Genomic DNA, 26,192 nt, shown 5'->3' on the forward strand with positions numbered 1-26,192 from the left:
CTGCCCATGGTCCACACTGCCGAGGCCGAGGTGTCGTCGTTCCCCGAGCTGCTCCGCTTCAAGCGCGTGCAGGCCGGGCTGACCCAGCGCACGCTCGCCGACCTCTCGACGATCAGCCCGCGCACGATACGGGCCCTGGAGTCGGGGCGGGTGAACGCGCGGATGCAGACCGTCCGCCTGCTCGCGGACGCCCTGCGGCTCGAGGGACCGGTGCGGGAGCTCTTCGTCAACGCGGGTCTGGGCAGCGGGCGGCAGGGTCCGACCGGAGCCGATCCGTGCCTCGCCGTGCCCCGGTCCGTCAACGCCCTCCTCGGCCGCGACGTCGAGGTGCGGGCGATGGTGGGCGCCCTGGAATCGGATGACCGCCGCATGATCTCGATCTCCGGGCTTCCGGGGGTGGGCAAGTCGCGGGTGCTCGCGGAGGTGGCGGCCCGGCTGAGTTCGCGCCGCGGGTGGCCGGTGCTGTGGATCGGGGCGGGCACCTCGGCCCTCGACGGTCACGGCACCTCGTTCGGCTCCTTGCTGAAGCCGCTGCGCCTGCTCGTCGAATCGGGTGCGGAGGACGTGTCCGCGGTCTGCCGGCTCATCGGCCGGCAGGAGGTGCTGCTCGTGCTCGACGGGGTCGCCGACGCGCGCAGACCCGTCGGCGTGGAGGAACTGCTGGCGTACTGTCCGGGGATCCGGGTGGTCAGCGCGTCACGCGCGCCGTGGTGCGTGGCGGGGGTGCAGGGGACCGTGATCCCGCCGCTGGCCACGCCGGGGCCGGACCGGGACACGACGAGGTCGCTGGACGACCTCATCTGCGTGCCGTCGGTACGGCTGCTCGTGGACAGGCTCTCCGAGGTCCGGCCGGGGTTCGCGCTCTGCCGGGACGACGCCGGGGCGGTGGCGCTGCTGTGCCGCAGGCTGGACGGCCTGCCCGTGGCACTGGAGGCGGCGGCGGCGAGGTTCGGCGTGCTGAGCTTGAGGCAGCTCGCGGACGCGCCCGCGCCGAACCTCCTCGATCTGCCGGCGCCGACGCGGCCCGGGGACGTTCCGGAGACGCTCGGCGGTCTGATCCGCTCCGGCTTCGAGGACCTGGACGCCGCTCCCCGCGCGATCCTTCAGGACCTGGTGCGCTTCGACCGGGCGCTGACGGTCTCCGAGGCCGCCGAAGCCCTGGACCGGCCGCTGAACCAGGTGGTGGACGACCTGAGCACGCTGCTGGGCCGCGGCCTCGTCCGGGCCTCGCACGACGAGGCCCAGACGCGCCTGCACCTGCCGAACCTGCTGCGGGCGGCACTGACCCGGCGGTGACGGGCGGGGCGCCGCGCGTCGCGTCCGGTCACCCCATGTGCGCGGCCAGGAACCGCTCGACGGCGGCGTAGTAGGCCTGCCGGTTGGCGGGTCTGGCCAGCCCGTGGCCCTCGTCGGGGAACAGCAGGTACTCGTGCGCGAGCCCCTTGGCCGCCAGCGCCGCGACGATCTGCTCGGCCTCGGCCCGGGGCACGCGGACGTCGTTCGCGCCCTGGACCACCAGGATCGGGATGCGGATGTCGTCGACCCGCGAGAGCGGCGACCGCTCCCACAGCATGTCCCGGTCGGTTTCCGGATCCCCGACCTGGGCGGACATGAAGGACCGCAGCGGGGTCCGGTAGGGCGCTCCGGCCGCCAGCATCGTCAGCAGGTTCGACGGACCGCAGAGGTCTATCGCGCAGGTGAACACCTCGGGCGTGAACGCCGCGCCGACCAGCGCGGCGTACCCCCCGTACGAGCAGCCCATGATCGCCACCCGTGAGGCGTCGATTCTGCCGTCGGCGACGAAGTAGGCGAGCGCGTCGAGCAGATCGGTCTGCATCGCGGCACCCCACTGCTTGGCTCCCAGGTTGCGGAAGTGCTTGCCGTAGCCCGTGGAGCCCCGGAAGTTGACCTGGACGCACGCGTAGCCGCGGTTGGCCAGCAGCTGCGCCTCCTCGTCGAAGGCGAAGGTGTGGCGGGCCCACGGACCTCCGTGCACGTTCACCACCGCGGGCAGGCCGCCGCGTTCGGCGCCGGGCGGCCAGGTCACGTACCCGTGCACCGTGACCCCGTCGCGCGCGGTGAACTCGAAGGGCTCCATCCTGGCCAGCCGGTACCGTTCGAGCTCCTCCTGGTGGCTGAAGAGGTACCGGAGCCCGCCGTCCGCCCGGTCGTACACGTAGTAGAGGACCGGGCCGGCCCCGGTCACCACCGAGACCGTCCACAGCCGTCCGGAGCGGTCGGTGCGGTCGATGTAGACCTCGCCGTCGACGTCCCGGAGCGCGAGCTCGCCGCGGATCCGCCCGATGTCCTTGCCGAACTCCTCGTCGAGGAAGACCCATTCGTCGCGGTCCTTGGCGAAGAGCACCGCTTGCGGCCGGCGGGTGACCGGGTCCGTCTCGACCTGCTTGACGTCGTACACCGGGTCCTGCGCGAGCAGGGTCCGCCGCCCGGTCGCGACCTCCACCTCGAACAGGCGGCCGGCGTTGGCCCCGATGGAGGACAGGAGGTGGCAGGTGGCGCCGTCGCGCGCGAAGCCGATGACCCGCGTCCCCAAGGCATCCTCGTAGGGCACGTCGAGCCACGGCGGCGCGGTGCCCGGGCCGCCGCGTCCGTCCTCCCCGTCCTCCCCGTCCGGCGGGTCGAGGAAGACGGACAGGCCGCCGTCGGGCTTCATCGCGGTGCCGCCGCGGATCCGCAGGTCGGTGTCGATGATCCAGCTCAGGTATCCGGGGTTCTCCGCGATCTTCGTGAGCCGGTCCGTCAGCAGGTCCAGGCTGTAGACGTCGTGCAGTCCCGGCCGGTCCTTGTTCAGCCCGATCAGCACGGTGTTCGGGTGCCACCGGTTGTGCGCGAGCACCCGCGCCTGGACACCGTCGAAGGGTGTGGCGCAGCGCTCCTCGCCGGAGACCAGGTCGACGAGGTGCACCCGCCAGCTCTCGTCGCCGTTCTCGTCGCGCAGGTAGAACAGGGTGCGGTCGTCGTGGCACAGGCCGTACGTCCGGATGCCGCGGCCCCGGTCGTGCGTGACGGCCTTCGCCTCGTCCGGCCGGTCCACCGGCGCCACCCAGACGTTCAGCACCCCGTCGTCCGGCGCCAGGAAGAGCAGCCGGGTCCCGTCCGGGGAGACCTCGGGCACGAGGTACGACGGGTTGCCGAACAGGACGGAGTGCGGGATCAGCGGTACGGCTTCAGTCGTCACGGTTCTCTTCCCGGGTGGGTGGCTGATTTCGGCGCTCCGAGACCCACCACTCGCGGAGCACGGGGAACTGTGCGACCGCCTCGTCGGTGTCGAGCGGCGGGTGCGAGCCGGCGGACGGCCCCGGCCCCCGGGCGGCGGCCGGTGAGGAGACCAGCGTCTGGGAGCGGAACAGCTGTGTCATCAGCGCCGGGCTGGTGAGCACGGCCTTGGACACCCTGGCCCGCATCCGCCGTCCGGCGTCGGACACGGCCGCCGATCCGTTCCCGGACCCGTTCCCGGACCCGTTCGCGGCGGCCCGCGCCCGGTCCTGTTCCGTCGCCATCCGCCAGGAAGTGGCGGCCACTTCGGCCACGGCGGCCTGGACCCCGGGGAGGACCGAGGGCGCGGCGCCGCGCCGCTCCAGCTCCCGGTCCAGTCGCACGGCGCCGAGCAGGGCGACCGACATCCCGTGTGAGTAGACGGGGTTCACCGCGGTCAGCGCGTCCCCGACGACCAGGAAGCCCTCGGGCACCGGCAGCCGTTCGAAGTACCTCCTGCGGTTCGCGGTGGCGCGGAACGGCCGTACGGTGCCCAGGGGTTCGGCCGCGGCCAGCAGCTCCGCCGCGATCGGCGAACGCAGCGTACGGGCGCAGTCCGTGAATCCCCGCTCGTCGGTCGGTGGCGTGGCGGCGCGCGTGCCGGTCAGGGTGAAGATCCACCGGCCGTCCTCGATGGGGAACAGCGTCGCACCGTACCCCGGCCGGCCGTTCTCCGGGCCCGGGTGCACCATGATCGCCGGGATGTCGGCGGCGAGGCCGGCCGGCGCCCGGTAGATCCGGGTGGAGTACGCGAGGCCCGGGTCGACGACCTCTTCCTCGACGTCGGGCAGGCCGATCGCCGCCAGCCAGCGTCCGGCCCTGGACCGCCGGCCCGTCGCGTCCACCACGATGTCGGCGCGCACGGTCCGCGCGGAGCCGTCCTCGCCCGCGACCACGACCCCGGTCACCCGTGACGCGTCCGCGGCGAGTCCCAGCACCCGGGTGCCCTCCCGCACCGACACCGTGCCGTCCGCCAGGGCCCGTTCCCGGATGACGTGGTCCATGAGCCAGCGGCTGCACGAGACCATGAAGGCGCCGGTCTCGTGGCGGCTGAACCAGCCCTCCGCGCTCAGGATCAGCGCGCCGTCCGGGAGGCCCCGCCGGTGCGCTCCCCGGGCGAGCAGTACGTCCAGCGTGCCCGGGAGCAGCGTTTCCAGGGCTTCGGCCCCGGCGGTCACGAGCACGTGGCTGTGGAACGCCTGGGGCAGCCCCGGCCGGGGCGCCGGGCCCACCGGGTACCGGCCGCCCTCGACCACGGTGACCTCGTCGACGTGCCGGGAGAGCACCTTGGCCACCAGGACGCCGGCGAAGCCGCCGCCGAGGACGACGGCCTTCGTCATGACCGCGCGGCCGGCTCGCTCCGCGTCTCGGCGTCCGTCTCCTGGAGCAGATCGGCTTCGACCATGGAGCTGATGAACGCGTCCACTTCCGCGCGGATGCGGGCCGTCATCACGGCGTTGTGGCCCGCGAACAGGAGCGACAGGTTCCTGATGACCGTCTCCCGGTCGCCGTCGCTCTCCACGAGCGCCCAGATCTGGGCGGCGGTCGAGTTCAGGGTGCGGAAGTCGCCCGACTCGCTGTGGTAGAGCGAGATCCCGTCCGGGGTCTCCTGCCAGATCACCGCGTCACTGATGTGCAGGGACATCGCCCAGCCTCCTGTTCACCGGCATGATGGGAATCAGTTCGCCGACCTTGATCGCGGGTACGGGCGCGGGCGGGCGGACGTAGGTCTTCCACTGCTCGTGGACCTCGTGGACCTCACCGGTGGCGACCAGGCGGGGAACCGTCATCTCGAGGTCCTTCAGGGCGAGTTCCGCGCGGGTCACCCCGGTTTCCGTCCACAGCTGCGTGGTGACGCCGTGCCGCAGGATCCGGCACAGGTGGCGGCTGTTGCGCCGCAGGTCCCCGGACTCCGACATGTGCGCGGCCCGGCAGCCGCCGCCGCAGTTCGCCTTGATGTAGCACTTCTCGCAGTCGGAGTGGAACTCCCCGCCGTACACGGTGCTCGTGCGCATCGAGCGCAGCACCGGACTGGCGAAGATCTCGGACAGCGGCTGCTTCCTGATGTTGCCGGCGAACTCCCCCTTGCCCGTGACGAGCTTGCACGGGTAGACGTCGCCGAGGGAGTTGACGTAGATCTCGTTCCCGCCCATCCCGCAGTTGCCCTTGACCGAGCACGGGGACACCGGCCTCGGCCCGTCCGGCTTGAACTTGCCGGCCACGGGCGAGGTCCAGACGAGCTGCTGCACCCTCAGGTGGTCCTGCCATCCGAAGTCGTAGTCGTCGCCGACGCCCCGGCCCAGGTCGTTGTGGTTCATCAGGCGGACGCTGTGGATCTCGATCCCGTCGAGGAACGACGCGAAGTCTTCCAGCTCGTCGACGTTGTCCGAGGTGACGATGTGGTTGATGGCCGGCGCCACGCCCTCGGCGTTGAGCAGCCGGATCGCCCGGTGGGTCTTGTCGAACGCGCCCTTGCCGCGGGTCCGGTCGTGCGTGGCGGCCGTGCCTCCGTCGAGGCTCACCGTGACGGCGTCGAACAGCTCGGCGAACCGCTTCGCCGTCGCCTCGGTCCGGATCATCGTCGCGTTGGTGATGATGTTGACCTTCAGGCCGCTGTTCTTGGCGTGCTCGACGATCTGGAACAGGTCCTTGCGGAGCATCGGCTCGCCGCCGGTGAAAATGAGGGTCTTGGCGCCGAAGGCGGCGATCTGCGAGACCAGGTCCAAGGACTCGGCGGTGTCGAGCTCGCCGGGCAGGCACTTCTCGGACGACGCGTAGCAGTAGGGGCAGCGCAGGTTGCAGCCGTCCGTGATGGCGTAGTACGCGGTGCCCAGGGGCGGTTCACCGAGTTTGACCTGGGGCCTGTTGCCGTTGAAGTACACGATCCAGTTCAAGATGAGCTTGGCGAGGACGCGTTCCGTCTCGACGCTCTGCTCGAGTACCGCCTGCTCCCCGCCGGCCTGGGCGGCGGCCAGGGTCCGGAGGATCCGGAACTCGGCTCCGGTCAGGACGCACCGGGCGGCCACCTCCGGGTTGACCACGAGGTGGTCCTCGTCGTGCACAAAGTAGGTCAGGTCCTTCGGCACCTCGAACAACGACAGGTTCCGGACCAGTTTCCCGCGCATCCCGCCTCCTCTCTGGGCTGGACACAGGCGCGGTCCGACGCGAGTTGCCGCCGGACCCCGCCTGTGGACTGTCAGTTCTCGGCCTGGCCGGACCCCGACCAGAGGCCGCACGCACAGAGCATGGCCGCGTCGAAGCCTTCCTTCGTGGCCTCGGGCGCGGTCCAGTCCTGGGAGTGCGCCACCACGTCGGGCAGGATCGCCGCAAGGCGGTTCTTGGTCGAGATGAGGACCTTGGTCTCCTCGGGGGTCAGGCTGGCGTAGAACTCCTCGAGAGCGGGCGCCATCGTGCCGCCGAGGACGCCGGCGGCACGGAGGGACTCCAGGGCGTTGAAGGTCATGCTTCCACCTTTCGCTGTCGCGATCGATCGGGGACGCAACCGAGACTGCTCGCGGCCGACCGGTGAAACAACCCCACGAATGTGGGTTGTGCTGGAGCGATGGCGGGGACATACGCGTCGCGGGCGACGCCTGTTCCGGCAACGGATCGGGGCGTCGACAACGCTCCGCGCAGGGGTGTTGACGATCTCCATGCCGTGCCTCACGCTCTTACCACAGCCGTTGTGAAGCTCATGTGAAGCGAACGTGGAAATCGGGATCAATGGAACGCCCACCCGGCGGCCGGCGGCCCGTCGGACGACCCGAGAGGTGCGATGAATCCCACCGGCTTAGGCATCGTGCACATCTCGCTGCTGCCAGGCTTCGTCTGCCGCACCGATCAGCGGATCGCCGATCTCAGCGACATCCAGCAGCGGCTCGTCGCGGCCCTCGTGCTCAGCGACCGCCCGGTGCGGCGCGGCGACCTCGCCGCGCGGCTGTGGCCCGATGCACCGCCCGCACGGGCGGGAGCCCGGTTGCGCCAGACCCTGTGGCGCCTGAACCAGGCCACGGCCGGGGGCCTGCTCCGCGCCTCGCACACCACGATCACCCTCGCCGACCACGTCGAAGTGGACTACCGGACGGCGGCCGCGCTGATCTCGACGGCCTCCGGGGCGGGCGGGGCCCAGGTGAGCGGCGACCGGCTGCCGCACGCGTGGAGCGTGCTGCGCCACCCGCTGCTGACCGACTGGGACGACGACTGGCTCGTGCCGTTCCAGGAGAAGTGGAAGCTGCAGCGCGTCCAGACGCTGGAGCACCTCGCCGAGAAGTTCCTCCAGCGTAGGCAGCACTCCGCGGTGCTGGAACTGGCCGACGCCGCGACCCAGGCCGACCCCCTGCGGGAGGGCCCGCGGCGCATCGCCGTCCAATCGTGCCTGTGCGTCGGCGAGGTGGCCGACGCCCACCGCCGCTACCGCCGTTACCGCGAGCTGCTGTTCTCGGAACTGGGCGTGGCGCCGAGCGGCGCGATCCCCCAACTCCTGAGACAGGACCGCGAGAGACAGCTCGCCCTGACGGCGGAGTACTGACGCGGTTGACGCACCCCTCACCCCTCACCGGTCAGTGGCGGGGGCCGGCGAACGCCCGCCCCTACACGGCTACACCGGCTACACCGGCGGAAGCTCGTGGAGGCACCCGTCCGCGACGAGGACTACGCCCCCGCCGACGCGCACCGAGCTGATGTCCCGGCCGTGGCCGTCCGCGCTGACGGTCATCTCGCTGGGGCGGCCGGTGAAGCGCCCCTGGTGCAGGAGGGTCCGCTCGCCGGCGCCGATGCGGCCGTGGCGGCGCAGATAGGCGGCGGCGCAGCCCGCACCGCTGCCGGTGGCGGTGTCTTCGAGGATCCCGTCGTTGTTCCAGTGCCGCCCCTCCAGGGCGGCGGCGTCGAGGAGGTAGGCGAACTGGGCCCCGAGGCGGGCCAGGGGCCCGTCGAGCGGAGCGGTGACGCGTGCCCGGGCCAGGGCGTCACCGCGTACGGGGAGCACCAGGTAGCGCAGGCCGGTGGAGACGACCTCCGGGGGCAGGGCGGGGTCCAAGTCGGCCGGTTCGAGGGCGAACAGGGCGGCGAGGCCGTGCGGGTCGGGCCGGCCGAGGAACACGGCGGCGCCCTGGTCGAGGAGGCTCGCGTACCGGCCCGGTCCGAGGCGTTCGGTGGCGACCTCCACCGTCCGGGCCGGCAGGCGCAGGCTCCAGGCCTCGCGGTCCGCGGTGCCGTACAGCGCGTGCAGGACGGCGGCGGCGCCGATGAGGGGGTGGCCGGCGAAGTCCAGCTCCTCGGCGAGGTCGAAGACGCGCGCCCGCCGGGTGCGCTCCGTTGCTCCGTCCCGGATGAGGAAGACGGACTCGAAGTGCCGCAGCTCCCGGGTGATGGCCTGCATCTGCGAGCCGCTCAGCGCATCGGCGTCGGGGAAGACCGCGAGGCTGTTGCCCCCGTAGGGACGCCCGGTGAAGACATCGACGTGGTGATAGCGCACGGGTCCGACGCTACCGCGGAGTTCACGTGCGGCCCGCGCACTCGGACTCCTGGCGGACCGCGTCGCCTCAGACGGGGGGCCGGCCCAGCGGATCAGGGAGCGGCTCGACCTCGCTGTCCGACTTCGCCCACCGCCGCACCGCCGCACCGCCGCACCGGAATCACCTTGCGGATCAGGGTTTCGGATGGAGTGTTCCTGGCGAAGTACTTCAACCATGGGCTTATCGCCGATTGCCGATCATCCTGCTGTCGCTGTCTTCCGTGAACCTCAAGGCGGACGGCCCGTACCGGTGCTGGGTCCACGGGTCGATGCCGCGGCGAAGCGGACCGCGGGCGTGCTGGCCGGGTTGGCGACCCATGCCAGACCTGTCGAGCGGACCCTCGCCCTGTGGCAGGCCGCGGCGGCTGCCGGTGAGTTGGTGGCCGCGCTGTCGGCGCTGGCCCCGGCCGTGGCCGGTGAGGGACTGCCGGCGGAGTCGACCAGTCAGTCGTTCTTCCGGGTCCGTGAGGGGGAGCTGTCGGACCAGCAGGCCGCCCTGCACGGTGCCCTGGTCATCCACCGCGGTCTGGAAGACCTGTGTGAGGCTCCGCTGTCGGGCGCCGACCTGGCCCTGGAGGCGGCCGGGATGCGGCAGGCGGTGCTCGACCTCACCGGCGCAGCGCCGGACGCCGGCCCTGACTCCGTACCGCTGGTGGCCGTACCCGAGCCTGCTGCGGGGGCGTTGGAGAACGTGTGGAGTGCCCGGTGGCTCATCGGGCACCAGGTCCACGTCCTGTTCAACATCTGCGCCGCGGTCGCCGTGGCCGACGCGACCCGCCTTCTACGGCACGGCGACGGCGATGCCGCTCTGCCACGGCTGGCAGATGCGACGGTGTACGTGCGGGGCTTCCCGGCGGCCATGACCCACGCCAGTACGGTCCCGGCCGACTACTACATGGCGGCGATACGCCACACCATGGCGCCCCCGTCGGTGGACGTCCCGTTGAGCGGGCGCCAGCATCGCGGATACAAGCTGTTCCGGGCGGCGATGAAGGACCTGCTGTCCGCGGTTCCCGACTCCTACGAACAGTTGGCGGCCCGCGCCCCGGAGCTGGCCGAGGCACGGGGCGCGCTCCTGGAAGCCGACATCGTGGACGGTGAACGGCACGTCACCCTCGCGTACTCGATGGTGCATCTGCGTCGTTCCATCGCTCAAAAGCCCGAAGGCCCCGACAACGCCGTCGCCGAACTACGGCTCATGCGCCATCGCCGCGCGGCCCAGTACGCCTCCCTGATCCGGTTCGGGGACCACTACATCGCCGACGCCGTGGCCGGCCTGCGCCACTCGTGAGTCCGCGTGTCCGCCGCCCACACCTCCGGCAGGAGACCCTGATGCCCGAGACGACGCCCGGCACCACCCCAAGCTCTGCCGTCGCCGCCGACTGGGCGCTCGACCCGGCCGATGCCGGCGCGTGCGAGCGGCTGGCCCGCACCCTGTGCACCGGCGAGCACGACCAGGTCGACGACCCCGGGTGGATGGCCCGGGCCAGGGACGCCTGGGAGGACCTTCCGTACCCGCTGCGCCGTGGGGTGCGCCGATTTCGAAGGCACTCCGGCCCGCATGGCACCTTGGTGATCGGCGGCCTGCCCGTCGATCAGGCGGCCCTGCCCGCGACACCGTCCGTACCCGGCTCGGTCCAGCGCCGGGCCACCGTCCCGGCCGCGGTGCTCACCATGGTGGCCTGCGGGCTCGGCGAGCCTCTCGCCTACCGGGCTGAGAAATCCGGCGCCCTCGTACAGGACGTCGTGCCCGTGCCCGGGCAGGAGAGCTTCCACGGCAACGCCGGATCGGTGCCGCTGTCCTTCCACACCGAGAACGGCTTCCACCCCCACCCACCCGACTACGTGGTCTTCCTGTGCCTGCGCGCCGACCACGACCGACGCGCCGGCATGCGCGTCGCCGGCATCCGCCAAGCGCTGCCGCTCCTCACTCCAGCCGGTCGCCAGGCCCTTTTCGCACCGGAGTTCATCACCACACCACCACCTTCCTTCGGCCCCGACGCCGGCGCGCGTGCGCCCGACGTCGAGCCCCGACCGGTGCTGTCGGGAGCGGTCGAGGATCCCGACATACGGATGGCCCAACTCGTCACCACCCCGCTCACCCCTCGGGCCGCCGCGGCGCTGACCGAATTCGGCCGCGCCTGCGAAGCGACCGCCCGCACCCTGCGCCTGAACCCGGGCGACCTGGTCATCATCGACAACCGCGTCACCGTCCACGGCCGCACCGCCTTCCACCCCCGCTACGACGGATCAGACCGCTGGCTGCAACGCACCTACGTCACCACCGACCTGCGCCGCTCCCGCGACCACCGCCCCCACGACGGCCACGTACTCGCCCGCTGACCGGCCTGCGAGGAAAAGTGATCCCTGTCAGCAGGGTGCGGGCCTGCCGCTGAGGCAGTACGTCTACGCCCACAAAGCAATGGTGTTCCCGGAGACCAGGGCGGGCCCGAACTGGCGGGCCGGGTTCGCGGCCCCGCCACTGACCGGACCCAGCAGCGCAATGATCACGCCGACCGCCGCAGCCACCGCGTACGGCATCGGCCGCACGTATTCGGGGTGGACTTCCAGAGCGAACACCGCGACGGCGGAGAGGTCGGGGGCGGGCAAGGCGAGTCCGCCGCTCAGGGGGCGGCGTCCAGTACCCGGCCCCACACCAGGCGGGCCAACGCCGTGCCGGCCAGCGCGCCGCACAGTTGCGCCACCGCGTACGGGGCGACGGCGCGGCCGGGGAAGGCGCGCATCAACCGCAGGGCAAGGCTGACCGCCGGGTTCAGGTGAGCGCCGGATCTGCGGTCCGGCGGGCTCAGAATCAGCCCGAGCAGGACAACCGCGACCAGCGCCCCGATCACGACCAGCGCCAGATGCAGGCTGCCGATGTGGGCCGGGGAGGCCGGGTCAAGGAGCCAGCGCACCACCGTCACCACGACGAACATCAACACCGCCGTCAGCGCGAACTCGATCGCCGCGTACCGCCACGGCGCGCCCGCGGGACCTGGCGCCAGGACGGGTTGCTGCTCCTCGGCGGCCATCGGCACGTTCGCCCCAGGCCATCTCGCCGGTGGCGACCTTGCTGCCCAGCTCCCGCGCGACACCGAGCCCCGGATCCGGATAGCGGCGCAGCATCGCGGCCTGCAACGCCTCCGCGTCGGCGGCGCCGGCCGGAGGAGACCACGGAGACGTCCGTGGCAGCGCCCTCGGCAGCGTGCCCAGCCACCACCAAGCGCGGATCGAGTTCCTCGACCTCGTCCAGGACCTGGTCCCACACCGCCCGCACGGCCGTGGTGGGCGTGTCGGCGGTCCACGCGTGCAGCCCCGACCACAGCACCGCCCCGCCCAGCACCGCCCGATCCTCCGCCTGCCACACGTACTCGGTGCGCCAGGCCAGGTCGGAATGGCCGCCGCAGACCTCGAAGACGTGTCCCTCCAGCTCGAAGCGGTCAGAACCCAGCAGCTCCGGGATGACCACCTCGGACGCCAGATCCGGCCCCAGATGAGCCCACGTCTGAAGCTTCGACTCCCAAGTCGCCTCGATCTTCTCCAGCGTTGCGGCCGTGCACACCACCCTGACCTCAGGGGACGCCTCCCGGATCACCTGCAGACCGAAGGAGTAGTCCGGGTCCGCGGCACTGACGAACACCGTCGCCCGAGTGACGGATCCGGACCGCGGACGAAGCCGTCCGCTGCGACCACCAACATTCCGGGCATGGAAAAGGCCGTCCTCTCATGTGTGAGAGAACGGCCTCCGACCTGCGTAAAGCATGGTCGGGACGACAGGATTTGAACCTGCGACCCCTTGACCCCCAGTCAAGTGCGCTACCAAGCTGCGCCACGTCCCGATGCCCGCTGACCTGGGGTTTTCCCGGGTTGAACGCGCAGGAGAACAATACCGCACTTAGGGAGGTGCTCGCGCGCACCTTTTTCGTCTCTCAGGCGCTTGATCTCAAGTCCGCTTGGGGTTGGAAGATCGATCCATGACTCAGGCAGCCGCGGACATCCGGTTCCGCCACGAAGACCTCGGACCGCTCATGGCGCTCATGACCGGGGCCGAGAAGCACGGTCCCGCCGCCACCTCCACGCTCGACGCGCTGTGGGTGCTCTACGACCGGGTGCTGCGCGTCGGGCCCGGCAGCGCCGAGGATCCCGGGCGGGACCGGTTCCTGCTGTCCAAGGGGCACGGGCCGATGGCCTACTACGCCGTCCTCGCCGCCAAGGGGTTCATCCCCGTCGACTGGCTGCGCGGGTTCGGCGCGTACGACTCCCCCCTCGGGCACCACCCGGACCGCACCCTGATCCCCGGCGTGGAGATCGGCAGCGGCTCGCTGGGCCACGGACTGCCGCTCGGCGTCGGCAGCGCGCTCGGGCTGCGGGCGCAGGGGCTGGCCGAGCCGGCGGTGTGGGTGCTGATCGGCGACGCCGAGCTCGACGAGGGCAGCAATCACGAGGCCCTCGCGTACGCCGGCTCCGCCGGGCTCGACCGGCTGCACACGATCGTGATCGACAACGACTCCGCCACCCACGGCTGGCGGGGCGGCATCGCCTCCCGCTTCGAGGCCGCCGGCTGGTCCGCGGTCACCGTGGACGGCCGGGACCACGCGGCCCTGTACGCCGCCTTCACCGCACCCCACCCCGGCCGGCCGCACGCCGTCGTCGCCCGGGTCGAGAAGAAGCACTGAAGAACCCACACCAGCAGGGGGAGACATGGACACCATGCGCGACCGGTTCATCTCGGTCACATCACACGCACTCGACGAGGACCCCCGACTGGCCCTCGTCCTCGCCGAGATCACCATGGACGGCTTCCGACCCGCCCAGGACCGCCACCCGGACCGGGTGGTCAACGTCGGGATCCGCGAGCAGCTGCTCATCGGCGTGGGCGGCGGGCTCGCGCTCACGGGCCTGCGGCCCGTCGTGCACACCTTCGCCAGCTTCCTCGTGGAGCGGCCCTTCGAGCAGATCAAGCTCGACCTCGGGCACCAGGGCACGGGCGCGGTCCTCGTCAGCGCGAGCGCGAGCTACGACTGGCCGGCCGGCGGCTACACGCACATGGCTCCGGGCGACGTGGCCCTGCTGGACACCCTGGACGGCTGGACCGTCCACGTCCCGGGCCACCCCGACGAGGCCGAGGCGCTGCTGCGCCACGCCTACGCCGCCGGGGACGACAAGGTCTACGTCCGGCTCTCCGCGCAGTCGAACGCGCACGCCCGCCCCGTCACCGGGCTCGGCTTCGAGACCGTGCGGGAGGGACGCGCGGGCGTCGTGGTCGCCGTCGGCCCGCTGCTCGACAACGTCCTCGACGCGACGGAGGGCACGGACGTGACCGTCCTGTACGCACCGACCGTGCGGCCCTGGGACGACCAGGCCCTGCGCGCCGCCGTCGGGCACGCCACGGCCGATGTGGTCCTGGTCGAGCCCTACCTCGCCGGGACCTCCTCGGCGGCCGCCGGCGAAGCGCTCCGCGAGGTCCCCCACCGGGTGCTCGGCCTCGGCGTCGGCCGCGCCGAGCTGCGCCGCTACGGCACCATCGAGCAGCACACCGCCGCCCACGGCCTGGACCCGGCATCGCTGCGCGCACGGATCGCCGGGTTCCTCCGCGCCTGACCCCGGACGACACCTCGATCGGGGTGAAGTGCCCCGTGGAGGAGCGGGCCGAGCTGATCGCGGCGGAGCCGGAGAAGTTCTTCATACGTCCGGGTCACGACGACAACTACGCCTGGCTGCGGGTCCGGCTGTCGGAGATGTTTATAAGGGACAGGAGATGTGTATGAGGGACAGCCTTGGTGGCGGTGCCCGCGGTCTCCGTGGCGGTCGCGGCGGTGTCGCCCGCGGCGGCGGCCGGCGCGTCCGGTGCGGTGAGCGCGCCCAGCTGCGGCACGGACTCCAGGCCCGCGGCGCTGGCCACGCCGGCCGCACCGACCACGGGAGCTGCCCCGGCTGCGAGGAGCAGCGCGGTACGGGCGATCCGGCGGGTCAGGGGGAGGGACATGTTGCTCCTAAGCGGTAGCGGCTGAGTACGCCGGTACAACCGCTCGTGGGGGGCGGTGAGTTGCGGAGCCGGTGGGTAAAGGATCAGTAACGGATCGTTTAATCGGCTTCCGTGACAACCGCATTGGATGCGCGCCGACCTGCGCTTGTGTGCCCGCACGGGCTCCCGGGCGCGGCATGCGGGTCACCCCCGCACGGGGGATGCTTCGCACGCCCGAGCGGGTGGCCGGGCGGGGGTCGGGCCAGGGGTCAAGCCCGGGGTCGGGCCGGGGGTCAAGCCCGGGGTCGGGCCGGGGCCGAGCGGGCGGCTCAGGCGCGCACGAAGATCCGTATCCGGCCCGGATCCGCGTCGAGGGGGTCCCCGTCGCCGTCCTTGGCTCCCGCAGCGCCCTTGCCCTTCCACCGGCCGCCGTCCGGGCCCGCGGTCCACGTGCTCGAGGAGTACGAGACCCGCGTGATCCCCAGCTCGCGGGAGTTGGCCACCGCCCACTGCGCGAGCACCTGCCCGGAGCGCGCCGCCGCCTCGCCGCCGCCCCCCTTCGCGACCACGGACACCTCGGTCTCCCCGGCCTCCCCGGAGGATGCGGAGGCCGCGGGGCCGCCCGCGGCTCCGGCCGGCTCCGCCGGCACCGTGTGCGGCCCGTTCTTGGCGACCAGCCGGGACAGCTCCGCCCTGAGCTTCGCGGGATCGCCGGCCCGGGCGGGCGCGGGCCCGGCGCAGACCAGGTGGCCGGAGCCGGTGAAGGCCGTCGTCAGGACGGTCGCGTCCGGCTCGTGCTTCGCGTACGCCTGCGGGAAGGCGCTCAGCTGCACCTTCTGCGCCGCCACCGTCAGCGGAAGCCGCGAGTACCCCTTCACCTCGGCCAGCCGGTCGTAGAAGATCCCGGCCGAGTACACGGGGTCCATGATCTGCGCCGGCGTGCCCCAGCCCTGGGAGGGCCGCTGCTGGAACAGGCCGAGCGAGTCCCGGTCGCCGTGGTCGAGGTTGCGCAGCATCGACTCCTGCATCGCCGTCGCCAGCGCGATCGTCACCGCCCGGTCCGGCATCCCCTTGGAGACCCCGACGGCCGCTATCGTCGCCGCGTTGGCCGCCTGCTCCGTGCTCATCTCGTAGTACTGGCCGCTGCCGCCCTTGCCGCCGCCCGCGGCGTTGACCGAGGCCGTGCAGTACGGCGCGCCGCCACCGCCGTTCGACGCGCGCTGGACGGCGAAGTAGCCGGCGACCGCCATCAGCACGAGGAAACCCGCAGCCCAGCGGAGCGGGCGGCGACGGCGGCGACGGCGGGGCTGATCGGTCTGCGACACGCCGCCCACCGTACTGGAGGCGCCCCGCGCGTCCATCGGCCGGACGGACAGGGCTTCGCCGCAGCCCGTGGGGTTGGGGCTGTTGATTCTTTAGGTCACTCTTGTGAGTGATAGTGCATTTGGGTGAGTGTGATTACGGTCGGGTGTATGAACCTGAAGGGGTGGGCGAAGGCGCAGGGTGTGCATCCGCAGACTGCGTATCGCTGGTTCCGTGAGGGCAATTTGCCGGTTCCGGCTGAGCGGGTCGGGCCGCGCACGATTCTGGTGAACGTTGAGGCCCTTGCCGTGCCGGAAAAGGTCGGTGGCGTCGGGCTGTATGCCCGCGTCTCCTCTCACGATCAGAAGCTGGATCTGGAGCGTCAGGCGGCCAGGTTGTCGGCGTGGGCGGCGAAGGCCGGGCATCGGGTGGTGCGGATCGAATCCGAGGTCGCATCCGGGATGGACGGTTTGCGTACCAAGGTGCGTCGTCTGTTGGCCGATCCCGATGTCACGACCGTGGTGGTGGAGCACAAGGACCGCCTTGGCCGCATGAACGTCGAACTCGTCGAAGCGGCCCTGTCCGCGACGGGCCGCCGCCTGGTGGTCCTGGATGACGGTGAGGTTGAGGATGACCTGGTCCGCGACATGATCGAGGTACTGACCTCGTTCTGTGCCCGCTTGTACGGACAGCGCTCCGCGAAGAACCGGGCACGAAGGGCGCTTCAGGCGGCGGCCGGCGATGGCTGATCCGGCAGGGAAGCTGCGCGCCATCGCTCCCTCGTTTGTGGCGCTCGGCCCGTCCGGTGTGGCGATACGCGACCGTCTGAAAAATTTGAGCGTCGAGGATGAGAGGGTTCTGCGGCTGGTTGGCGCGCATCAGGGTGCTCTGGCTTCCCGTGACCTCAAGCAGCGGTGCGCGGACGGTCGCGACCACTCCACTGAGACGTGGGCGACTCGTAAGCGGGGGCTGACGAGGGAGTCGTCGTCGAGGATCGCCGGGGCGATCACCAAGGCCAGTCACGATCAGTGGGCGCTCGCCCGCCGCTGCCAGGCCGCGCACATCAAGACTCTGGCCGCCGGCATCCACGCACTACGTCACCGTCTCGGCCTCCCGGTCGGGGAGAAGGGGAGTAAGCGGGCGGCGGGTGGCTACCGCTCCAGGAGCGAGTGGTTTCGCAAGTCCCGGCGTCTCGTGACGCTGGAAGAGCGGCACGCGGCCGTTGTCGCCGACTGGCGGGCGGGTCGGGTTCGTGTGGCCCGGGGCGGGAAGCGGCTGGCGAATACCCGGCACCACCTGGACAGAGCCCAGCTTACGGAGGAGCAGTGGCGTGCCCGGTGGGAAGCCGAACGCTGGTTCCTGGCCGCCGACGGTGAGTCCGGGAAACGGTTCGGGAACGAGACGATCCGCGTCACCCCCGACGGCGAAGTCAGCATCAAGCTCCCGACCCCACTCGCACACCTGGCCGATGCCAAGCACGGCCGGTACGTCCTGACCTGCCGGATCGCATTCGCGCACCGGGGCGCGGAGTGGGCGGACCGGATGGAAGAGAATCGGGCCGTGGCCTACCGCATCCACCTGGACGTCACACGCGGCCGCTGGTACCTGACCGCAGCCTGGCAACGCCCTGTAGTCCAGACGGTCCCGCTCGCCACCGCCCGCGCGAAGGGCATGGTCGGTGTGGATACCAACGCCGGCCACTTCGCCGCCTACCGGCTCGACCCGCACGGCAACCCCATTGGCGAGCCACACCGCTTCCCCTACGACCTCAGTGGATCGGCCGCCCACCGCGACGCTCAGATCCGGCACGCCATCACCCGGCTGCTGCACTGGACGAAGAGCACCGGCGTCAAGGCCATCGCGATCGAAGACCTCGACTTCACCGCCGAGAAGACCCGGGAGAAGCACGGCCGCAGGAAACGGTTCCGGCAGCTGATCTCCGGCATTCCGACCGGCAAGCTCAAAGCCCGCCTCGTCTCGATGGCCACCGAACACGGCCTCGCCATCGTCGCAGCCGATCCCGCCTACACCTCCCAGTGGGGAGGTCAGTATTGGCAGAAGCCACTGGCCACCCCACGCCGAAAGATGTCCCGTCACGATGCCGCCGGCATCGCGATCGGACGACGCGCCCTCGGACACCCGATCCGGCATGGGGTATCCCCTGCTCGAAGAGCTTGGGGAGGGACGGCACCGCCCCCACACGACCAGAGCGATCGTGCGGGGCATCGGACCGTCCAGGCCGGACCAGGCACCCAGGGGCGTGACGGAATCCGCCCACCCACAACGGACCGGCTCTACGGAGAGCCGACGCCGAGCGGGAAGAGAAAGCGGGGACCCAGTGCATCCAAAACCGTTCGGGATGCGCCCAGTACGCACCAGTGGGTCCAAGACTCACTCCTGCACACTGGATAGGAACGGTTAGGGTCAGTTCCATGTCCGAATCCGAGCTGGACCTCACCCAGGACGCCGCCGAGCTGACCGCCCGGCTCGTCGGCATCCCCTCCGTGAGCGGCGACGAGAAGGTACTCGCCGACCTCGTGGAACACGCGCTGCGCGGCCTCCCGCACCTGACCGTGGACCGTTTCGGCAACAACGTCGTCGCGCGCACCGGCCTCGGCCGCGCCGAACGCGTCGTACTGGCCGGGCACCTCGACACCGTGCCGATCGCCGACAACGTGCCCTCCCGCCTCGACGAGAACGGCGTCCTGTGGGGCTGCGGCACCACCGACATGAAGTCGGGCGTCGCCGTACAGCTGCGCATCGCCGCGACCGTGCCGGAGCCCAACCGCGACCTCACCTTCGTCTTCTACGACCAGGAAGAGGTCGCCGCCGACCTCAACGGCCTCGGCAAGGTCGCCGAAGCCCACCCCGACTGGCTGACCGGCGACTTCGCGGTCCTGCTGGAGCCGTCGAACGCCGAGGTCGAGGGCGGCTGCCAGGGCACCCTGCGCGTCCTGCTCCGCACGGCCGGCGAGCGCGCCCACTCCGCGCGCAGCTGGATGGGCTCCAACGCCATCCACTCGGCGGGCCCGATCCTGGCCAAGCTGGCGGCGTACGAGCCCCGCAGGCCCGTGATCGACGGCCTCGAGTACCACGAGGGCCTCAACGCGGTCCGCATCGAGGGCGGCGTCGCCAACAACGTCATCCCCGACGCGTGCACGGTGACGGTCAACTTCCGCTACGCGCCGGACCGCAGCGAGGCCGAGGCGGTCGCCCACGTCCGGGAGGTGTTCGCCGACTGCGACATCGCCGAGTTCGTGATCGACGACTCCTCGGGCGGGGCCCTGCCCGGCCTCGGCCACCCGGCCGCGGCGGCCTTCATGGAGGCCGTCGGCGGGCGCGCCATGCCGAAGTTCGGCTGGACGGACGTCTCCCGCTTCAGCGCGCTGGGCGTCCCGGCCGTCAACTACGGCCCGGGCGACGCGCTGCTGGCCCACAAGGTGGACGAGCGGGTGGAGACGAAGGCGATCCTGCACTGCGAGGAACGACTCCGCGCCTGGCTGACCTCCTGAATTCCGCTTCTCGTCACCTTTGTGCGCCTAACCTGATCCAACGATCAGCAGGAGGGAGCACATCATGGGCAACCCTGAAGGGTCCGCTCGTCGTCGGCCCGAGGAGCAGCAGCTCGGGCCGGTGCTGAGGAGGCGGGGCCAGGTGCAGGCCGGCAGTACGACGGACCAGCGGCTGCTGGATTCGGCCGGGCCCTCCGAGTGGGTGCACACCGATCCGTGGCGGGTCCTGCGCATCCAGTCGGAGTTCATCGAGGGCTTCGGCACGCTGGCGGAGCTGCCGCCGGCGATCAGCGTGTTCGGCTCGGCCCGGACGCCGGCGGGGTCGCCGGAGTACGAGGCGGGCGTGCGGATCGGCGGCGCGCTCGTGGAGGCCGGCTTCGCGGTGATCACGGGCGGTGGCCCGGGCGCGATGGAGGCGGCCAACAAGGGCGCGCGGGAGGCCAATGGCCTCTCGGTCGGCCTCGGCATCGAGCTGCCCTTCGAGCAGGGACTCAACGAGCACGTCGACCTCGGGCTGAACTTCCGCTACTTCTTCGTCCGCAAGACGATGTTCGTGAAGTACAGCCAGGGCTTCGTGGTGCTGCCGGGCGGCCTCGGCACGCTGGACGAGATGTTCGAGGCCCTGACCCTGGTGCAGACCCAGAAGATCACCCGCTTCCCGATCGTGCTGTTCGGCACGGAGTACTGGAGCGGCCTGATCGACTGGCTGCGCAACACGGTGATCGCGCAGGGCAAGGCCTCGGAGAAGGACCTCTACCTGTTCCACGTCACGGACGACGTGGACGAGGCCATCGCCCTGGTGACGAAGGAAGTCGGCAAGTAGCCCGAGGTACGGACTAGGCCAGTCCCCGGCGGGCGACCGCCGGGGGCCGGTGGCCCTGGATGGCGCGGACCATGTCCAGGACCTGCCGCGTTTCCGCGACCTCGTGGACGCGGTAGACCTGGGCGCCGAGCCAGGCCGAGACGGCCGTGGTGGCCAGGGTGCCCAGCAGGCGCTCCTTGACGGGCTTGTCGAGGGTCTCGCCGACGAAGTCCTTGTTCGACAGCGAGACCAGCACCGGCCAGCCCGTCGCGGTCATCTCCGTGAGGCGGCGGGTGGCCTCCAGGGAGTGGCGGGTGTTCTTCCCGAAGTCGTGGCCCGGGTCGATCATGATCGACTCCCGGGGGACGCCCAGGGCCGCCGCCCGCTCCGCGAGCCCGACCGTGACGCGCAGGATGTCCTCCATGACGTCCTCGTACGAGGTCCGGTGCGGCCGCGTGCGCGGCTCGACCCCGCCCGCGTGGGTGCAGACGATGCCGGCGCCGTAGCGCGCGGCGACCTCCGCGAGCTTGGGGTCGACCCCGCCCCACGCGTCGTTCAGCAGGTCGGCCCCGGCCTCGCAGACCGCCTCGCCGACCTCGTGCCGCCAGGTGTCGACGCTGATCACCACGTCCGGATGGCGACGCCGCACGTCGGCGACGAACCCGACCGTGCGCCGGGCCTCCTCGGCCGCGTCCACGTGCTCGCCGGGCCCGGCCTTGACCCCGCCGATGTCGATGATCGCCGCGCCCTCGGCGACCGCCTGCTCGACCCGGTCCAGGGCCGGCTCGTCACGGAAGGTCGCGCCCTGGTCGTAGAAGGAGTCAGGGGTCCGGTTCACGATGGCCATGATCACTGGCTCGTGGGTGTCGAACTCGCGCCTGCCCAGTCGCAGCATCCTGCTCTTTCCTCCTTCGGCGGCCCTTGCGCCTCGCCTGTGACCTTAACCTGGTGGCCGGAGTCTCTCAGGGGAGTTGATCGTGTTCGCGTTCTTGCTCATCGCACTGATCGTGGTCGTCGCTGCGGTCACCCTGGCGGTGATCGGCGGCGGATCCGAGGCCGTGCTGCCGGAGGCCGAGCCGGACCGGGTGGCGGACGTCCTGCCGGAGAACCGACCCGTCGTACGGGCCGACATCGACGAGCTGCGGCTGCCGGTCGCGCCGCGCGGCTACCGGATGGCCGAGGTGGACGACGTACTGGAGCGGCTGGCGGCGGAGCTGGCGGAGCGCGACGCGCGGATCGCCGAGCTCAGCGCCGCCGTGGAGGCCGGGACCGGTCCGGTGAGCCTGACCAAGGCCGCCGATCAGTGAGCGGGGTCGTCGCCGGGCCCGACGGAGGGCTGCGGTGCCCCTGGGGGCTGTCCACCGCGGACTACATCACCTACCACGACAGCGAGTGGGGGCGTCCGGTCCACGGGGACGACGCCCTGTACGAGCGGCTGTGCCTGGAGGCGTTCCAGTCGGGGCTCTCCTGGCTGACGATCCTGCGCCGGCGCGAGGGGTTCCGGGCGGCCTTCGCGGGCTTCGAGATCGCCGCGGTCGCGGAGTTCGGGGCGCCGGACGTGGAACGGCTCCTCGGCGACGAGGGGATCATCCGCAACCGGGCCAAGATCGAGGCGACCCTGGCCAACGCGAAGACCCTGGTCGGGTGGCGGGCGGGCGAACTGGACGCCCTGGTCTGGTCCCACGCCCCGGCACCGGGCCGGGCCCCGAGGAGCACCACCGAGATCCCGGCGGTGACCCCGGAGTCCACGGCCCTGGCCAAGGCCCTGAAGAAGGCGGGCATCCGCTTCGTCGGCCCGACGACGGCCTACGCCCTGATGCAGGCCTGCGGACTGGTCAACGACCACCTCGCCCGCTGCGTGGCGCGCGACCCGGCCTGACGGGCGGGTCCCGGGGTCGGGGTCAGCGCCCCAGGTAGCGCGGGGCTTCCTTCGCCAGGAAGGCCGCGACGGCGATCCCGTGGTCCTCGGAGGCGCCCGCGCGGGACTGGAGCACGTCCTCGTGGTCCAGGGCCTCCGAGAGGGAGTGCGAGGCCCCGTAGGCCAGGGACTCCTTCAGGGCCGCGTACGCGACCGTGGGGCCCTGCGCGAGGCGCCTGGCGACCGACGCCGCCTCCTCGGCGAGCTGCTCCGAGGGGACGACGCGGTTCGCGATGCCGAGGTCGAGGGCCTCCTGGGCCTTCACCGAGCGGGGGAAGAGCAGCAGATCCGCCGCGCGCGACCCCCCGATCAGCCGAGGCAGCGTCCACGAGACGCCGGAGTCCGCCGTCAGGGCGACACCCGCGAACGAGGTGTTGAAGGACGCGGTGTCCGCGACCACCCGGAAGTCCGCCGCCAGGGCGAAGCCGAAGCCCGCGCCCGCCGCGACGCCGTTCACGCCCGCCACCACCGGCTTCGGCATCTGCGTCAGCGCGCGGACGATCGGGTTGTAGTGCTCCGAGACCGTGCTCATGGTGAGCGAGGAGCCGCTCTCGCGGTCGGCCGCCAGGAAGCCGACGTGCTCCTTGAGGTCCTGGCCGACGCAGAACGCCCGGTTGCCGGCCGCGGTGAGCAGGACCGCCCGTACCGCCGGGTCCGCGGCCGCCGCCAGGGCCGCGTCGCGCAGGGCGACCTTGGTCTCGGTGTTCATGGCGTTCATGGCGTCGGGACGGTTGATCGTGATGGTCGCGAGTCCGTCGGTCACTTCGTAGAGCACGCTGTCGGCCATGGCGGGGGTCCCCCTTCGTCGCGGGCTGGCTACCGGCCGGTACCGGCCGGTGCAAGGGTCAGCATGGCGGACCGGACCTCGGTCGCACATGTGATGTGCGTCAAACAAACCGGACGGCAGGCGCGGGGCGCAGCGGCGAAGTATCGCAGGCGGCTCCCCGAAATGAGTGGTTTTGGTCAAGCGCGTTGCACAAGCGTTCCCGGCCGATGTTGGTCATCGGGTCCTGACATGCGGGATAATGGCCTGGAAGCAATGTGTTCGATGCCGGGTACTAGGCGCCTGAACGGGGCCGTCGGCTGACGATGAGCTGGTTTCAGGAAGGGGAACGAGCATGGCGGCCATGAAGCCGCGGACGGGCGACGGCCCGCTCGAGGTCACCAAGGAGGGGCGGGGCATCGTCATGCGCGTACCGCTCGAGGGCGGCGGTCGGCTCGTCGTCGAGCTGACTCCGGACGAGGCGGACGCCCTGGGTGACGCCCTGAAGAAGGTCGTCGGCTAGCCCTCGCGAGGGTACTGACGCACTGAAATCTCTGCACTGCCCCGGTCGCACACCGCGCCCGGGGCAGTGTTGTCTCCCCGCCCGGTTCTCCGCGGGTCGGTGCGGGTCGGCGCGGGTCGGGGCGGTGCGGGTCCGAGCAGGTTCGAGCAGGTCAGCGAGCGCTCAGCGCCGGACCGCGCACAGCAGGCCGTCGCCCACCGGCAGCAGGGCGGCCTCCAGGGCCGGGCTCTCGCGGACGCTGCGCAGCAGCTCGCGGACGCGGAGCACCTCCGGCGGCTGGGCCGCGGAGTCGACCGTGCGGCCGTCGGAGAAGACCCCCTCGAAGCAGACCAGCCCGCCGGGGCGCAGCAGGCGCAACGATTCGGCGAGGTAGTCGAGGGACTCGGTCGGGTCCCCGTCGCAGAAGACGAGGTCGTACCCGCCGTCCGTCAGCCGGGGCAGTACGTCGAGGGCGCGACCCGGGATGAAGCGGGCGCGGTTGCCGGCGAAGCCCGCGGCGCGGAAGGCCTGGCGGGCGAAGGCCTGCCGGTCGACTTCGGGGTCCACCGTGGTCAGCACCCCGTCCGGGCGCATTCCGTGCAGGAGGTGGATGCCGGACACGCCGGTTCCGGTGCCGATCTCGGCGACCGCCTTGGCGTCCGCGGTGGCGGCGAGCAGGCGCAGCGCGGCCCCGGTGCCGGGGGAGACGGAGCGCAGTCCCGCTTCCCTGGACCGGTCGCGGGCCCATCGCAGAGCGTCGTCTTCGGCGACAAACGCGTCGGCGAACGCCCAGCTCGTCTGCCGGTTGCCGGTAATGACCCTCTCCTGTCCCCATAGTTGGCGCAACGGTGACTGTATCCGCTGGAGTCGGGAACCCGCAGATGGGACCGGGCGTTGAGAGCAGTAGAAGCACAAAGGCGGTGCGGGACCCGGAGCCCGTGCAAAGTTACTGCAAAAACACTTATCCGGAGCTGACGGGAGGGGTGGCTATGGTAGGGAATCCGCTGGACACCACCAGAGCCGACAGGGGAGGTGCGGCTGCGCCTGTGGATCGTCGGGGTGTCCTCAGACGCCTCTTCCGGTCGGCGGGTGAGCCGAAATCCGTGACCGACATTGCTGACCGCTTCCGCACCGCAGACACCGCAACCACCGCGAGCTTTGCCGCCGATGCGGGCTCCCAGGCGTGGACCCCTCCCTCGTGGGAGGAGATCGTCAGCACGCACAGTGCGCGGGTCTACCGCCTGGCCTACCGGCTGACGGGCAACCAGCACGACGCCGAGGACCTGACGCAGGAAGTCTTCGTCCGCGTCTTCCGCTCGCTGTCCACCTACACGCCCGGCACGTTCGAGGGCTGGCTCCACCGGATCACCACGAACCTGTTCCTGGACATGGTCCGCCGCAAGCAGCGCATCCGCTTCGACGCGCTCGCCGACGACGCCGCCGAGCGGCTGCCGAGCCGCGAGCCCTCCCCCCAGCAGGCCCTGCACGACACCCACTTCGACGCGGACGTGCAGCAGGCGCTGGACACCCTCGCGCCCGAGTTCCGCGCCGCCGTGGTGCTGTGCGACATCGAAGGCCTGTCGTACGAGGAGATCGCCGCCACGCTCGGCGTCAAGCTCGGCACCGTGCGCAGCCGTATCCACCGGGGCCGTTCGCACCTGCGCAAGGCGCTCAAGCACCGGTCTCCCGAGGCCCGCGCGGAGCAGCGCGCGCTGGCGGGCGTGGCCGTGGGCGCCCCCGGCGCCGGGGGAGAGGGCGGAGCCGAGTGAGCGGGATCAGTCCGTCCCCGTCGCCTGCCGAACAACACCTGGGCGACCGGCTCGCCGGCCTCGTGGACGGGGAGCTGAGCCACGACGCGCGCGAGCGGGTGCTGGCGCACCTCGCGACGTGTCCCAAGTGCAAGGTCGAGGCCGATGCGCAGCGGCGCCTGAAAGCCATGTTCGTGGAGAGCGCGCCGCCGCCGCTGTCGGCCGGCCTGCTGGCCCGGTTGCAGGGACTGCCGGGAGGCGGCCCCGAAGGCCCGTCGGGCCCCTTCGGCCCGCCGCCGGGCGCCGACCCCTTCTCCTCCTCCTTCGCCTACGCGCCCCCCGAGGCGGCCGCCGCGCCGCAGTCCGGCTTCCGCATACACGAGGTGGGCCGGCACGAGGTGGGCCGGCACGAGGTGGGCGGCCGGCCGAGGCGCCGGTTCGCTTTCGTGGCCGCCGGAGCCGTGTCGCTCGCGGCGATCGCGCTGGGCGGCACGCTGCCGATGGACGCGATCGAGCCCAATGCCCGGGGCGAGGCCCCGGCCACGCGTCCGGGTCCGGTGGTGCCCGTGTTCGACGCGGTGGTCCGCGAGAACCGGATGCCGAACCCGGGCGTGGTCCCGACGCTCCGCGCGGAGCTGCCCGTGGCCTCCGCCGCGGTCTCGCCGTCCGCCACGCCCTCGGCCCGGCCGGTGTCGCTGTCCCGCTGACGTCCGCCGGCCCGCCCGCCGTTCGCGGGCGCCCGGGAGGGCGTCCGCGGGAACGCCTTTGTGTGCGCCCCGCCGGTGGGGTGCGGGCCGGACCTGGTTGAATCGGCGGCACATGCCGCCCCGGTGGCCGGCGGAGCCAGGTACGCGGGGAGCGCCCATGTCCGACAGTCAGCAGACCGATCCGG

General features: G+C 71.8%; 27 protein-coding genes, 1 tRNA gene and 1 pseudogene. 15 read left to right on the forward strand and 14 right to left on the reverse strand.

The genetic code is table 11. The features are described from left to right. Nucleotides 1-6: 6 nt before the first annotated feature. Entirely contained in the window at nt 7-1,296 is a 1,290-nt protein-coding gene (locus DRB96_RS13600) for a helix-turn-helix domain-containing protein (RefSeq protein WP_112448690.1), read from the forward strand. 28 nt (nt 1,297-1,324) lie between these two features. Here DRB96_RS13600 and DRB96_RS13605 read toward each other — a convergent pair whose 3' ends face one another. The 5 genes from DRB96_RS13605 to DRB96_RS13625 all read right to left on the reverse strand — a co-directional run bounded on the left by DRB96_RS13605 (nt 1,325) and on the right by DRB96_RS13625 (nt 6,739). Continuing rightward, nucleotides 1,325-3,199 (reverse strand): S9 family peptidase, encoded by a 1,875-nt coding sequence (locus tag DRB96_RS13605; RefSeq protein WP_112448691.1) that lies wholly within the window; start codon nt 3,197-3,199, stop codon nt 1,325-1,327. Further along, entirely contained in the window at nt 3,189-4,616 is a 1,428-nt protein-coding gene (locus DRB96_RS13610) for an FAD-dependent monooxygenase (protein WP_112448692.1), read from the reverse strand. The genes DRB96_RS13605 and DRB96_RS13610 overlap by 11 nt, the downstream gene beginning before the upstream one ends. Then, on the reverse strand, nt 4,613-4,921 hold the full coding sequence (locus DRB96_RS13615; RefSeq protein ID WP_112448693.1) for a PqqD family protein: 309 nt from the start codon (nt 4,919-4,921) through the stop codon (nt 4,613-4,615). The genes DRB96_RS13610 and DRB96_RS13615 overlap by 4 nt, the downstream gene beginning before the upstream one ends. Next, nucleotides 4,902-6,401 carry a StsB family radical SAM/SPASM domain sactipeptide maturase gene (gene stsB / locus DRB96_RS13620; protein ID WP_112448694.1) on the reverse strand — a complete coding sequence of 500 codons (1,500 nt, stop codon included), beginning with the start codon at nt 6,399-6,401 and terminating at the stop codon, nt 4,902-4,904. Before stsB ends, DRB96_RS13615 begins: the two co-directional genes overlap by 20 nt. 71 nt (nt 6,402-6,472) lie before the next feature. After that, nucleotides 6,473-6,739 carry a StsA-related sactipeptide RiPP gene (locus tag DRB96_RS13625; protein ID WP_112448695.1) on the reverse strand — a complete coding sequence of 89 codons (267 nt, stop codon included), beginning with the start codon at nt 6,737-6,739 and terminating at the stop codon, nt 6,473-6,475. 312 nt (nt 6,740-7,051) lie between these two features. Here DRB96_RS13625 and DRB96_RS13630 point away from each other — a divergent pair, with 312 nt between their 5' ends. Further along, nucleotides 7,052-7,804: a BTAD domain-containing putative transcriptional regulator gene (locus tag DRB96_RS13630; RefSeq protein ID WP_112448696.1), complete on the forward strand. Its 753-nt coding sequence runs from the start codon at nt 7,052-7,054 to the stop codon at nt 7,802-7,804. Between the two features lie 78 nt (nt 7,805-7,882). Here DRB96_RS13630 and DRB96_RS13635 read toward each other — a convergent pair whose 3' ends face one another. Continuing rightward, nucleotides 7,883-8,749 carry a PhzF family phenazine biosynthesis protein gene (locus tag DRB96_RS13635; protein WP_112448697.1) on the reverse strand — a complete coding sequence of 289 codons (867 nt, stop codon included), beginning with the start codon at nt 8,747-8,749 and terminating at the stop codon, nt 7,883-7,885. Nucleotides 8,750-9,038: 289 nt separating this feature from the next. Between DRB96_RS13635 and DRB96_RS13640 the strand changes: the two genes are divergently transcribed. Next, nucleotides 9,039-10,079, forward strand: coding sequence for a hypothetical protein (locus DRB96_RS13640; RefSeq protein WP_239516229.1), 1,041 nt, complete (start codon nt 9,039-9,041; stop codon nt 10,077-10,079). A 41-nt stretch (nt 10,080-10,120) separates the two neighbouring features. After that, nucleotides 10,121-11,131, forward strand: coding sequence for a clavaminate synthase family protein (locus DRB96_RS13645; protein ID WP_112448699.1), 1,011 nt, complete (start codon nt 10,121-10,123; stop codon nt 11,129-11,131). A gap of 63 nt (nt 11,132-11,194) precedes the next feature. Here DRB96_RS13645 and DRB96_RS45910 read toward each other — a convergent pair whose 3' ends face one another. The 3 genes from DRB96_RS45910 to DRB96_RS13660 all read right to left on the reverse strand — a co-directional run bounded on the left by DRB96_RS45910 (nt 11,195) and on the right by DRB96_RS13660 (nt 12,627). Next, on the reverse strand, nt 11,195-11,398 hold the full coding sequence (locus DRB96_RS45910) for an aquaporin (RefSeq protein ID WP_162688651.1): 204 nt from the start codon (nt 11,396-11,398) through the stop codon (nt 11,195-11,197). A 14-nt stretch (nt 11,399-11,412) separates the two neighbouring features. After that, the gene (locus DRB96_RS45915) at nt 11,413-11,820 is read right to left on the reverse strand and encodes an aquaporin (protein WP_162688650.1); all 408 of its coding nucleotides are present in this window, start codon (nt 11,818-11,820) and stop codon (nt 11,413-11,415) included. A gap of 730 nt (nt 11,821-12,550) precedes the next feature. Then, nucleotides 12,551-12,627, reverse strand: a tRNA-Pro gene (locus tag DRB96_RS13660). Between the two features lie 135 nt (nt 12,628-12,762). On the opposite strand from DRB96_RS13660, the gene DRB96_RS13665 reads away from it, so the two are divergent. Both DRB96_RS13665 and DRB96_RS13670 read left to right on the forward strand, forming a co-directional pair. After that, nucleotides 12,763-13,464 (forward strand): transketolase, encoded by a 702-nt coding sequence (locus DRB96_RS13665; protein WP_112448702.1) that lies wholly within the window; start codon nt 12,763-12,765, stop codon nt 13,462-13,464. Nucleotides 13,465-13,489: 25 nt separating this feature from the next. Next, nucleotides 13,490-14,389, forward strand: coding sequence for a transketolase C-terminal domain-containing protein (locus tag DRB96_RS13670; RefSeq protein ID WP_112448703.1), 900 nt, complete (start codon nt 13,490-13,492; stop codon nt 14,387-14,389). Between the two features lie 241 nt (nt 14,390-14,630). On the opposite strand, the pseudogene DRB96_RS13675 reads toward DRB96_RS13670, so the two are convergent. Beyond that, nucleotides 14,631-14,774 (reverse strand): annotated as a pseudogene (locus tag DRB96_RS13675) (ATP-binding protein); the annotation flags it as partial. Nucleotides 14,775-15,082: 308 nt separating this feature from the next. Next, the gene (locus DRB96_RS13680; protein ID WP_239517727.1) at nt 15,083-16,078 is read right to left on the reverse strand and encodes a hypothetical protein; all 996 of its coding nucleotides are present in this window, start codon (nt 16,076-16,078) and stop codon (nt 15,083-15,085) included. 147 nt (nt 16,079-16,225) lie between these two features. Between DRB96_RS13680 and DRB96_RS13685 the strand changes: the two genes are divergently transcribed. From DRB96_RS13685 to DRB96_RS13700, 4 genes are all read left to right on the forward strand, one after another. Beyond that, the gene (locus DRB96_RS13685; protein ID WP_112448704.1) at nt 16,226-16,804 is read left to right on the forward strand and encodes an IS607 family transposase; all 579 of its coding nucleotides are present in this window, start codon (nt 16,226-16,228) and stop codon (nt 16,802-16,804) included. Beyond that, the gene (locus tag DRB96_RS13690; RefSeq protein ID WP_112448705.1) at nt 16,797-18,467 is read left to right on the forward strand and encodes a transposase; all 1,671 of its coding nucleotides are present in this window, start codon (nt 16,797-16,799) and stop codon (nt 18,465-18,467) included. The genes DRB96_RS13685 and DRB96_RS13690 overlap by 8 nt, the downstream gene beginning before the upstream one ends. Before the next feature lie 20 nt (nt 18,468-18,487). Next, complete coding sequence (gene dapE, locus DRB96_RS13695; protein ID WP_112448706.1) at nt 18,488-19,567, forward strand: succinyl-diaminopimelate desuccinylase; 1,080 nt, start codon at nt 18,488-18,490, stop codon at nt 19,565-19,567. 64 nt (nt 19,568-19,631) lie between these two features. Then, entirely contained in the window at nt 19,632-20,390 is a 759-nt protein-coding gene (locus DRB96_RS13700) for a TIGR00730 family Rossman fold protein (RefSeq protein WP_112448707.1), read from the forward strand. A 13-nt stretch (nt 20,391-20,403) separates the two neighbouring features. On the opposite strand, the gene folP is transcribed toward DRB96_RS13700, so the two are convergent. Continuing rightward, complete coding sequence (gene folP / locus DRB96_RS13705; RefSeq protein WP_112448708.1) at nt 20,404-21,264, reverse strand: dihydropteroate synthase; 861 nt, start codon at nt 21,262-21,264, stop codon at nt 20,404-20,406. Between the two features lie 76 nt (nt 21,265-21,340). Between folP and DRB96_RS13710 the strand changes: the two genes are divergently transcribed. Together DRB96_RS13710 and DRB96_RS13715 are read left to right on the forward strand one after the other, a co-directional pair. Then, nucleotides 21,341-21,676 carry a DivIVA domain-containing protein gene (locus tag DRB96_RS13710; RefSeq protein WP_112448709.1) on the forward strand — a complete coding sequence of 112 codons (336 nt, stop codon included), beginning with the start codon at nt 21,341-21,343 and terminating at the stop codon, nt 21,674-21,676. Continuing rightward, entirely contained in the window at nt 21,673-22,248 is a 576-nt protein-coding gene (locus tag DRB96_RS13715; protein ID WP_112448710.1) for a DNA-3-methyladenine glycosylase I, read from the forward strand. Before DRB96_RS13710 ends, DRB96_RS13715 begins: the two co-directional genes overlap by 4 nt. Before the next feature lie 22 nt (nt 22,249-22,270). Here the strand turns inward: DRB96_RS13715 and DRB96_RS13720 are convergent, their stop codons facing one another. Further along, complete coding sequence (locus tag DRB96_RS13720; protein WP_112448711.1) at nt 22,271-23,074, reverse strand: enoyl-CoA hydratase-related protein; 804 nt, start codon at nt 23,072-23,074, stop codon at nt 22,271-22,273. Nucleotides 23,075-23,405: 331 nt separating this feature from the next. On the opposite strand from DRB96_RS13720, the gene DRB96_RS13725 reads away from it, so the two are divergent. Continuing rightward, the gene (locus DRB96_RS13725) at nt 23,406-23,573 is read left to right on the forward strand and encodes a DUF3117 domain-containing protein (RefSeq protein WP_003966491.1); all 168 of its coding nucleotides are present in this window, start codon (nt 23,406-23,408) and stop codon (nt 23,571-23,573) included. Nucleotides 23,574-23,735: 162 nt separating this feature from the next. Here the strand turns inward: DRB96_RS13725 and DRB96_RS13730 are convergent, their stop codons facing one another. Beyond that, entirely contained in the window at nt 23,736-24,398 is a 663-nt protein-coding gene (locus DRB96_RS13730; RefSeq protein ID WP_112448712.1) for a class I SAM-dependent methyltransferase, read from the reverse strand. Between the two features lie 143 nt (nt 24,399-24,541). On the opposite strand from DRB96_RS13730, the gene sigE reads away from it, so the two are divergent. Both sigE and DRB96_RS13740 read left to right on the forward strand, forming a co-directional pair. Beyond that, a complete protein-coding gene (sigE, locus tag DRB96_RS13735) occupies nt 24,542-25,321 on the forward strand; it encodes an RNA polymerase sigma factor SigE (RefSeq protein ID WP_112448713.1) in 780 nt (259 codons plus the stop codon). Next, the gene (locus DRB96_RS13740) at nt 25,318-26,007 is read left to right on the forward strand and encodes a zf-HC2 domain-containing protein (protein ID WP_239516055.1); all 690 of its coding nucleotides are present in this window, start codon (nt 25,318-25,320) and stop codon (nt 26,005-26,007) included. Before sigE ends, DRB96_RS13740 begins: the two co-directional genes overlap by 4 nt. The last annotated feature ends 185 nt before the right edge of the window (nt 26,008-26,192 follow it).

The organism is Streptomyces sp. ICC1 (assembly GCF_003287935.1).
Lineage (GTDB): Bacteria > Actinomycetota > Actinomycetes > Streptomycetales > Streptomycetaceae > Streptomyces > Streptomyces tritrimontium.

Coding starts and splice junctions, on each gene's coding strand:
- sigE (WP_112448713.1), top strand. CDS start 24,542: ATGGTAGGGAATCCGCTGGACACCACCAGAGCCGACAGGGGAGGTGCG.
- DRB96_RS13700 (WP_112448707.1), top strand. CDS start 19,632: ATGGGCAACCCTGAAGGGTCCGCTCGTCGTCGGCCCGAGGAGCAGCAG.
- dapE (WP_112448706.1), top strand. CDS start 18,488: ATGTCCGAATCCGAGCTGGACCTCACCCAGGACGCCGCCGAGCTGACC.
- DRB96_RS13625 (WP_112448695.1), bottom strand. CDS start 6,739: ATGACCTTCAACGCCCTGGAGTCCCTCCGTGCCGCCGGCGTCCTCGGC.
- DRB96_RS13725 (WP_003966491.1), top strand. CDS start 23,406: ATGGCGGCCATGAAGCCGCGGACGGGCGACGGCCCGCTCGAGGTCACC.
- DRB96_RS13630 (WP_112448696.1), top strand. CDS start 7,052: ATGAATCCCACCGGCTTAGGCATCGTGCACATCTCGCTGCTGCCAGGC.
- DRB96_RS13670 (WP_112448703.1), top strand. CDS start 13,490: ATGGACACCATGCGCGACCGGTTCATCTCGGTCACATCACACGCACTC.
- DRB96_RS13600 (WP_112448690.1), top strand. CDS start 7: ATGGTCCACACTGCCGAGGCCGAGGTGTCGTCGTTCCCCGAGCTGCTC.
- folP (WP_112448708.1), bottom strand. CDS start 21,264: ATGCTGCGACTGGGCAGGCGCGAGTTCGACACCCACGAGCCAGTGATC.
- DRB96_RS13610 (WP_112448692.1), bottom strand. CDS start 4,616: ATGACGAAGGCCGTCGTCCTCGGCGGCGGCTTCGCCGGCGTCCTGGTG.
- DRB96_RS13645 (WP_112448699.1), top strand. CDS start 10,121: ATGCCCGAGACGACGCCCGGCACCACCCCAAGCTCTGCCGTCGCCGCC.
- DRB96_RS13690 (WP_112448705.1), top strand. CDS start 16,797: ATGGCTGATCCGGCAGGGAAGCTGCGCGCCATCGCTCCCTCGTTTGTG.
- DRB96_RS13615 (WP_112448693.1), bottom strand. CDS start 4,921: ATGTCCCTGCACATCAGTGACGCGGTGATCTGGCAGGAGACCCCGGAC.
- stsB (WP_112448694.1), bottom strand. CDS start 6,401: ATGCGCGGGAAACTGGTCCGGAACCTGTCGTTGTTCGAGGTGCCGAAG.
- DRB96_RS13720 (WP_112448711.1), bottom strand. CDS start 23,074: ATGGCCGACAGCGTGCTCTACGAAGTGACCGACGGACTCGCGACCATC.
- DRB96_RS45915 (WP_162688650.1), bottom strand. CDS start 11,820: ATGGCCGCCGAGGAGCAGCAACCCGTCCTGGCGCCAGGTCCCGCGGGC.
- DRB96_RS13685 (WP_112448704.1), top strand. CDS start 16,226: ATGAACCTGAAGGGGTGGGCGAAGGCGCAGGGTGTGCATCCGCAGACT.
- DRB96_RS13665 (WP_112448702.1), top strand. CDS start 12,763: ATGACTCAGGCAGCCGCGGACATCCGGTTCCGCCACGAAGACCTCGGA.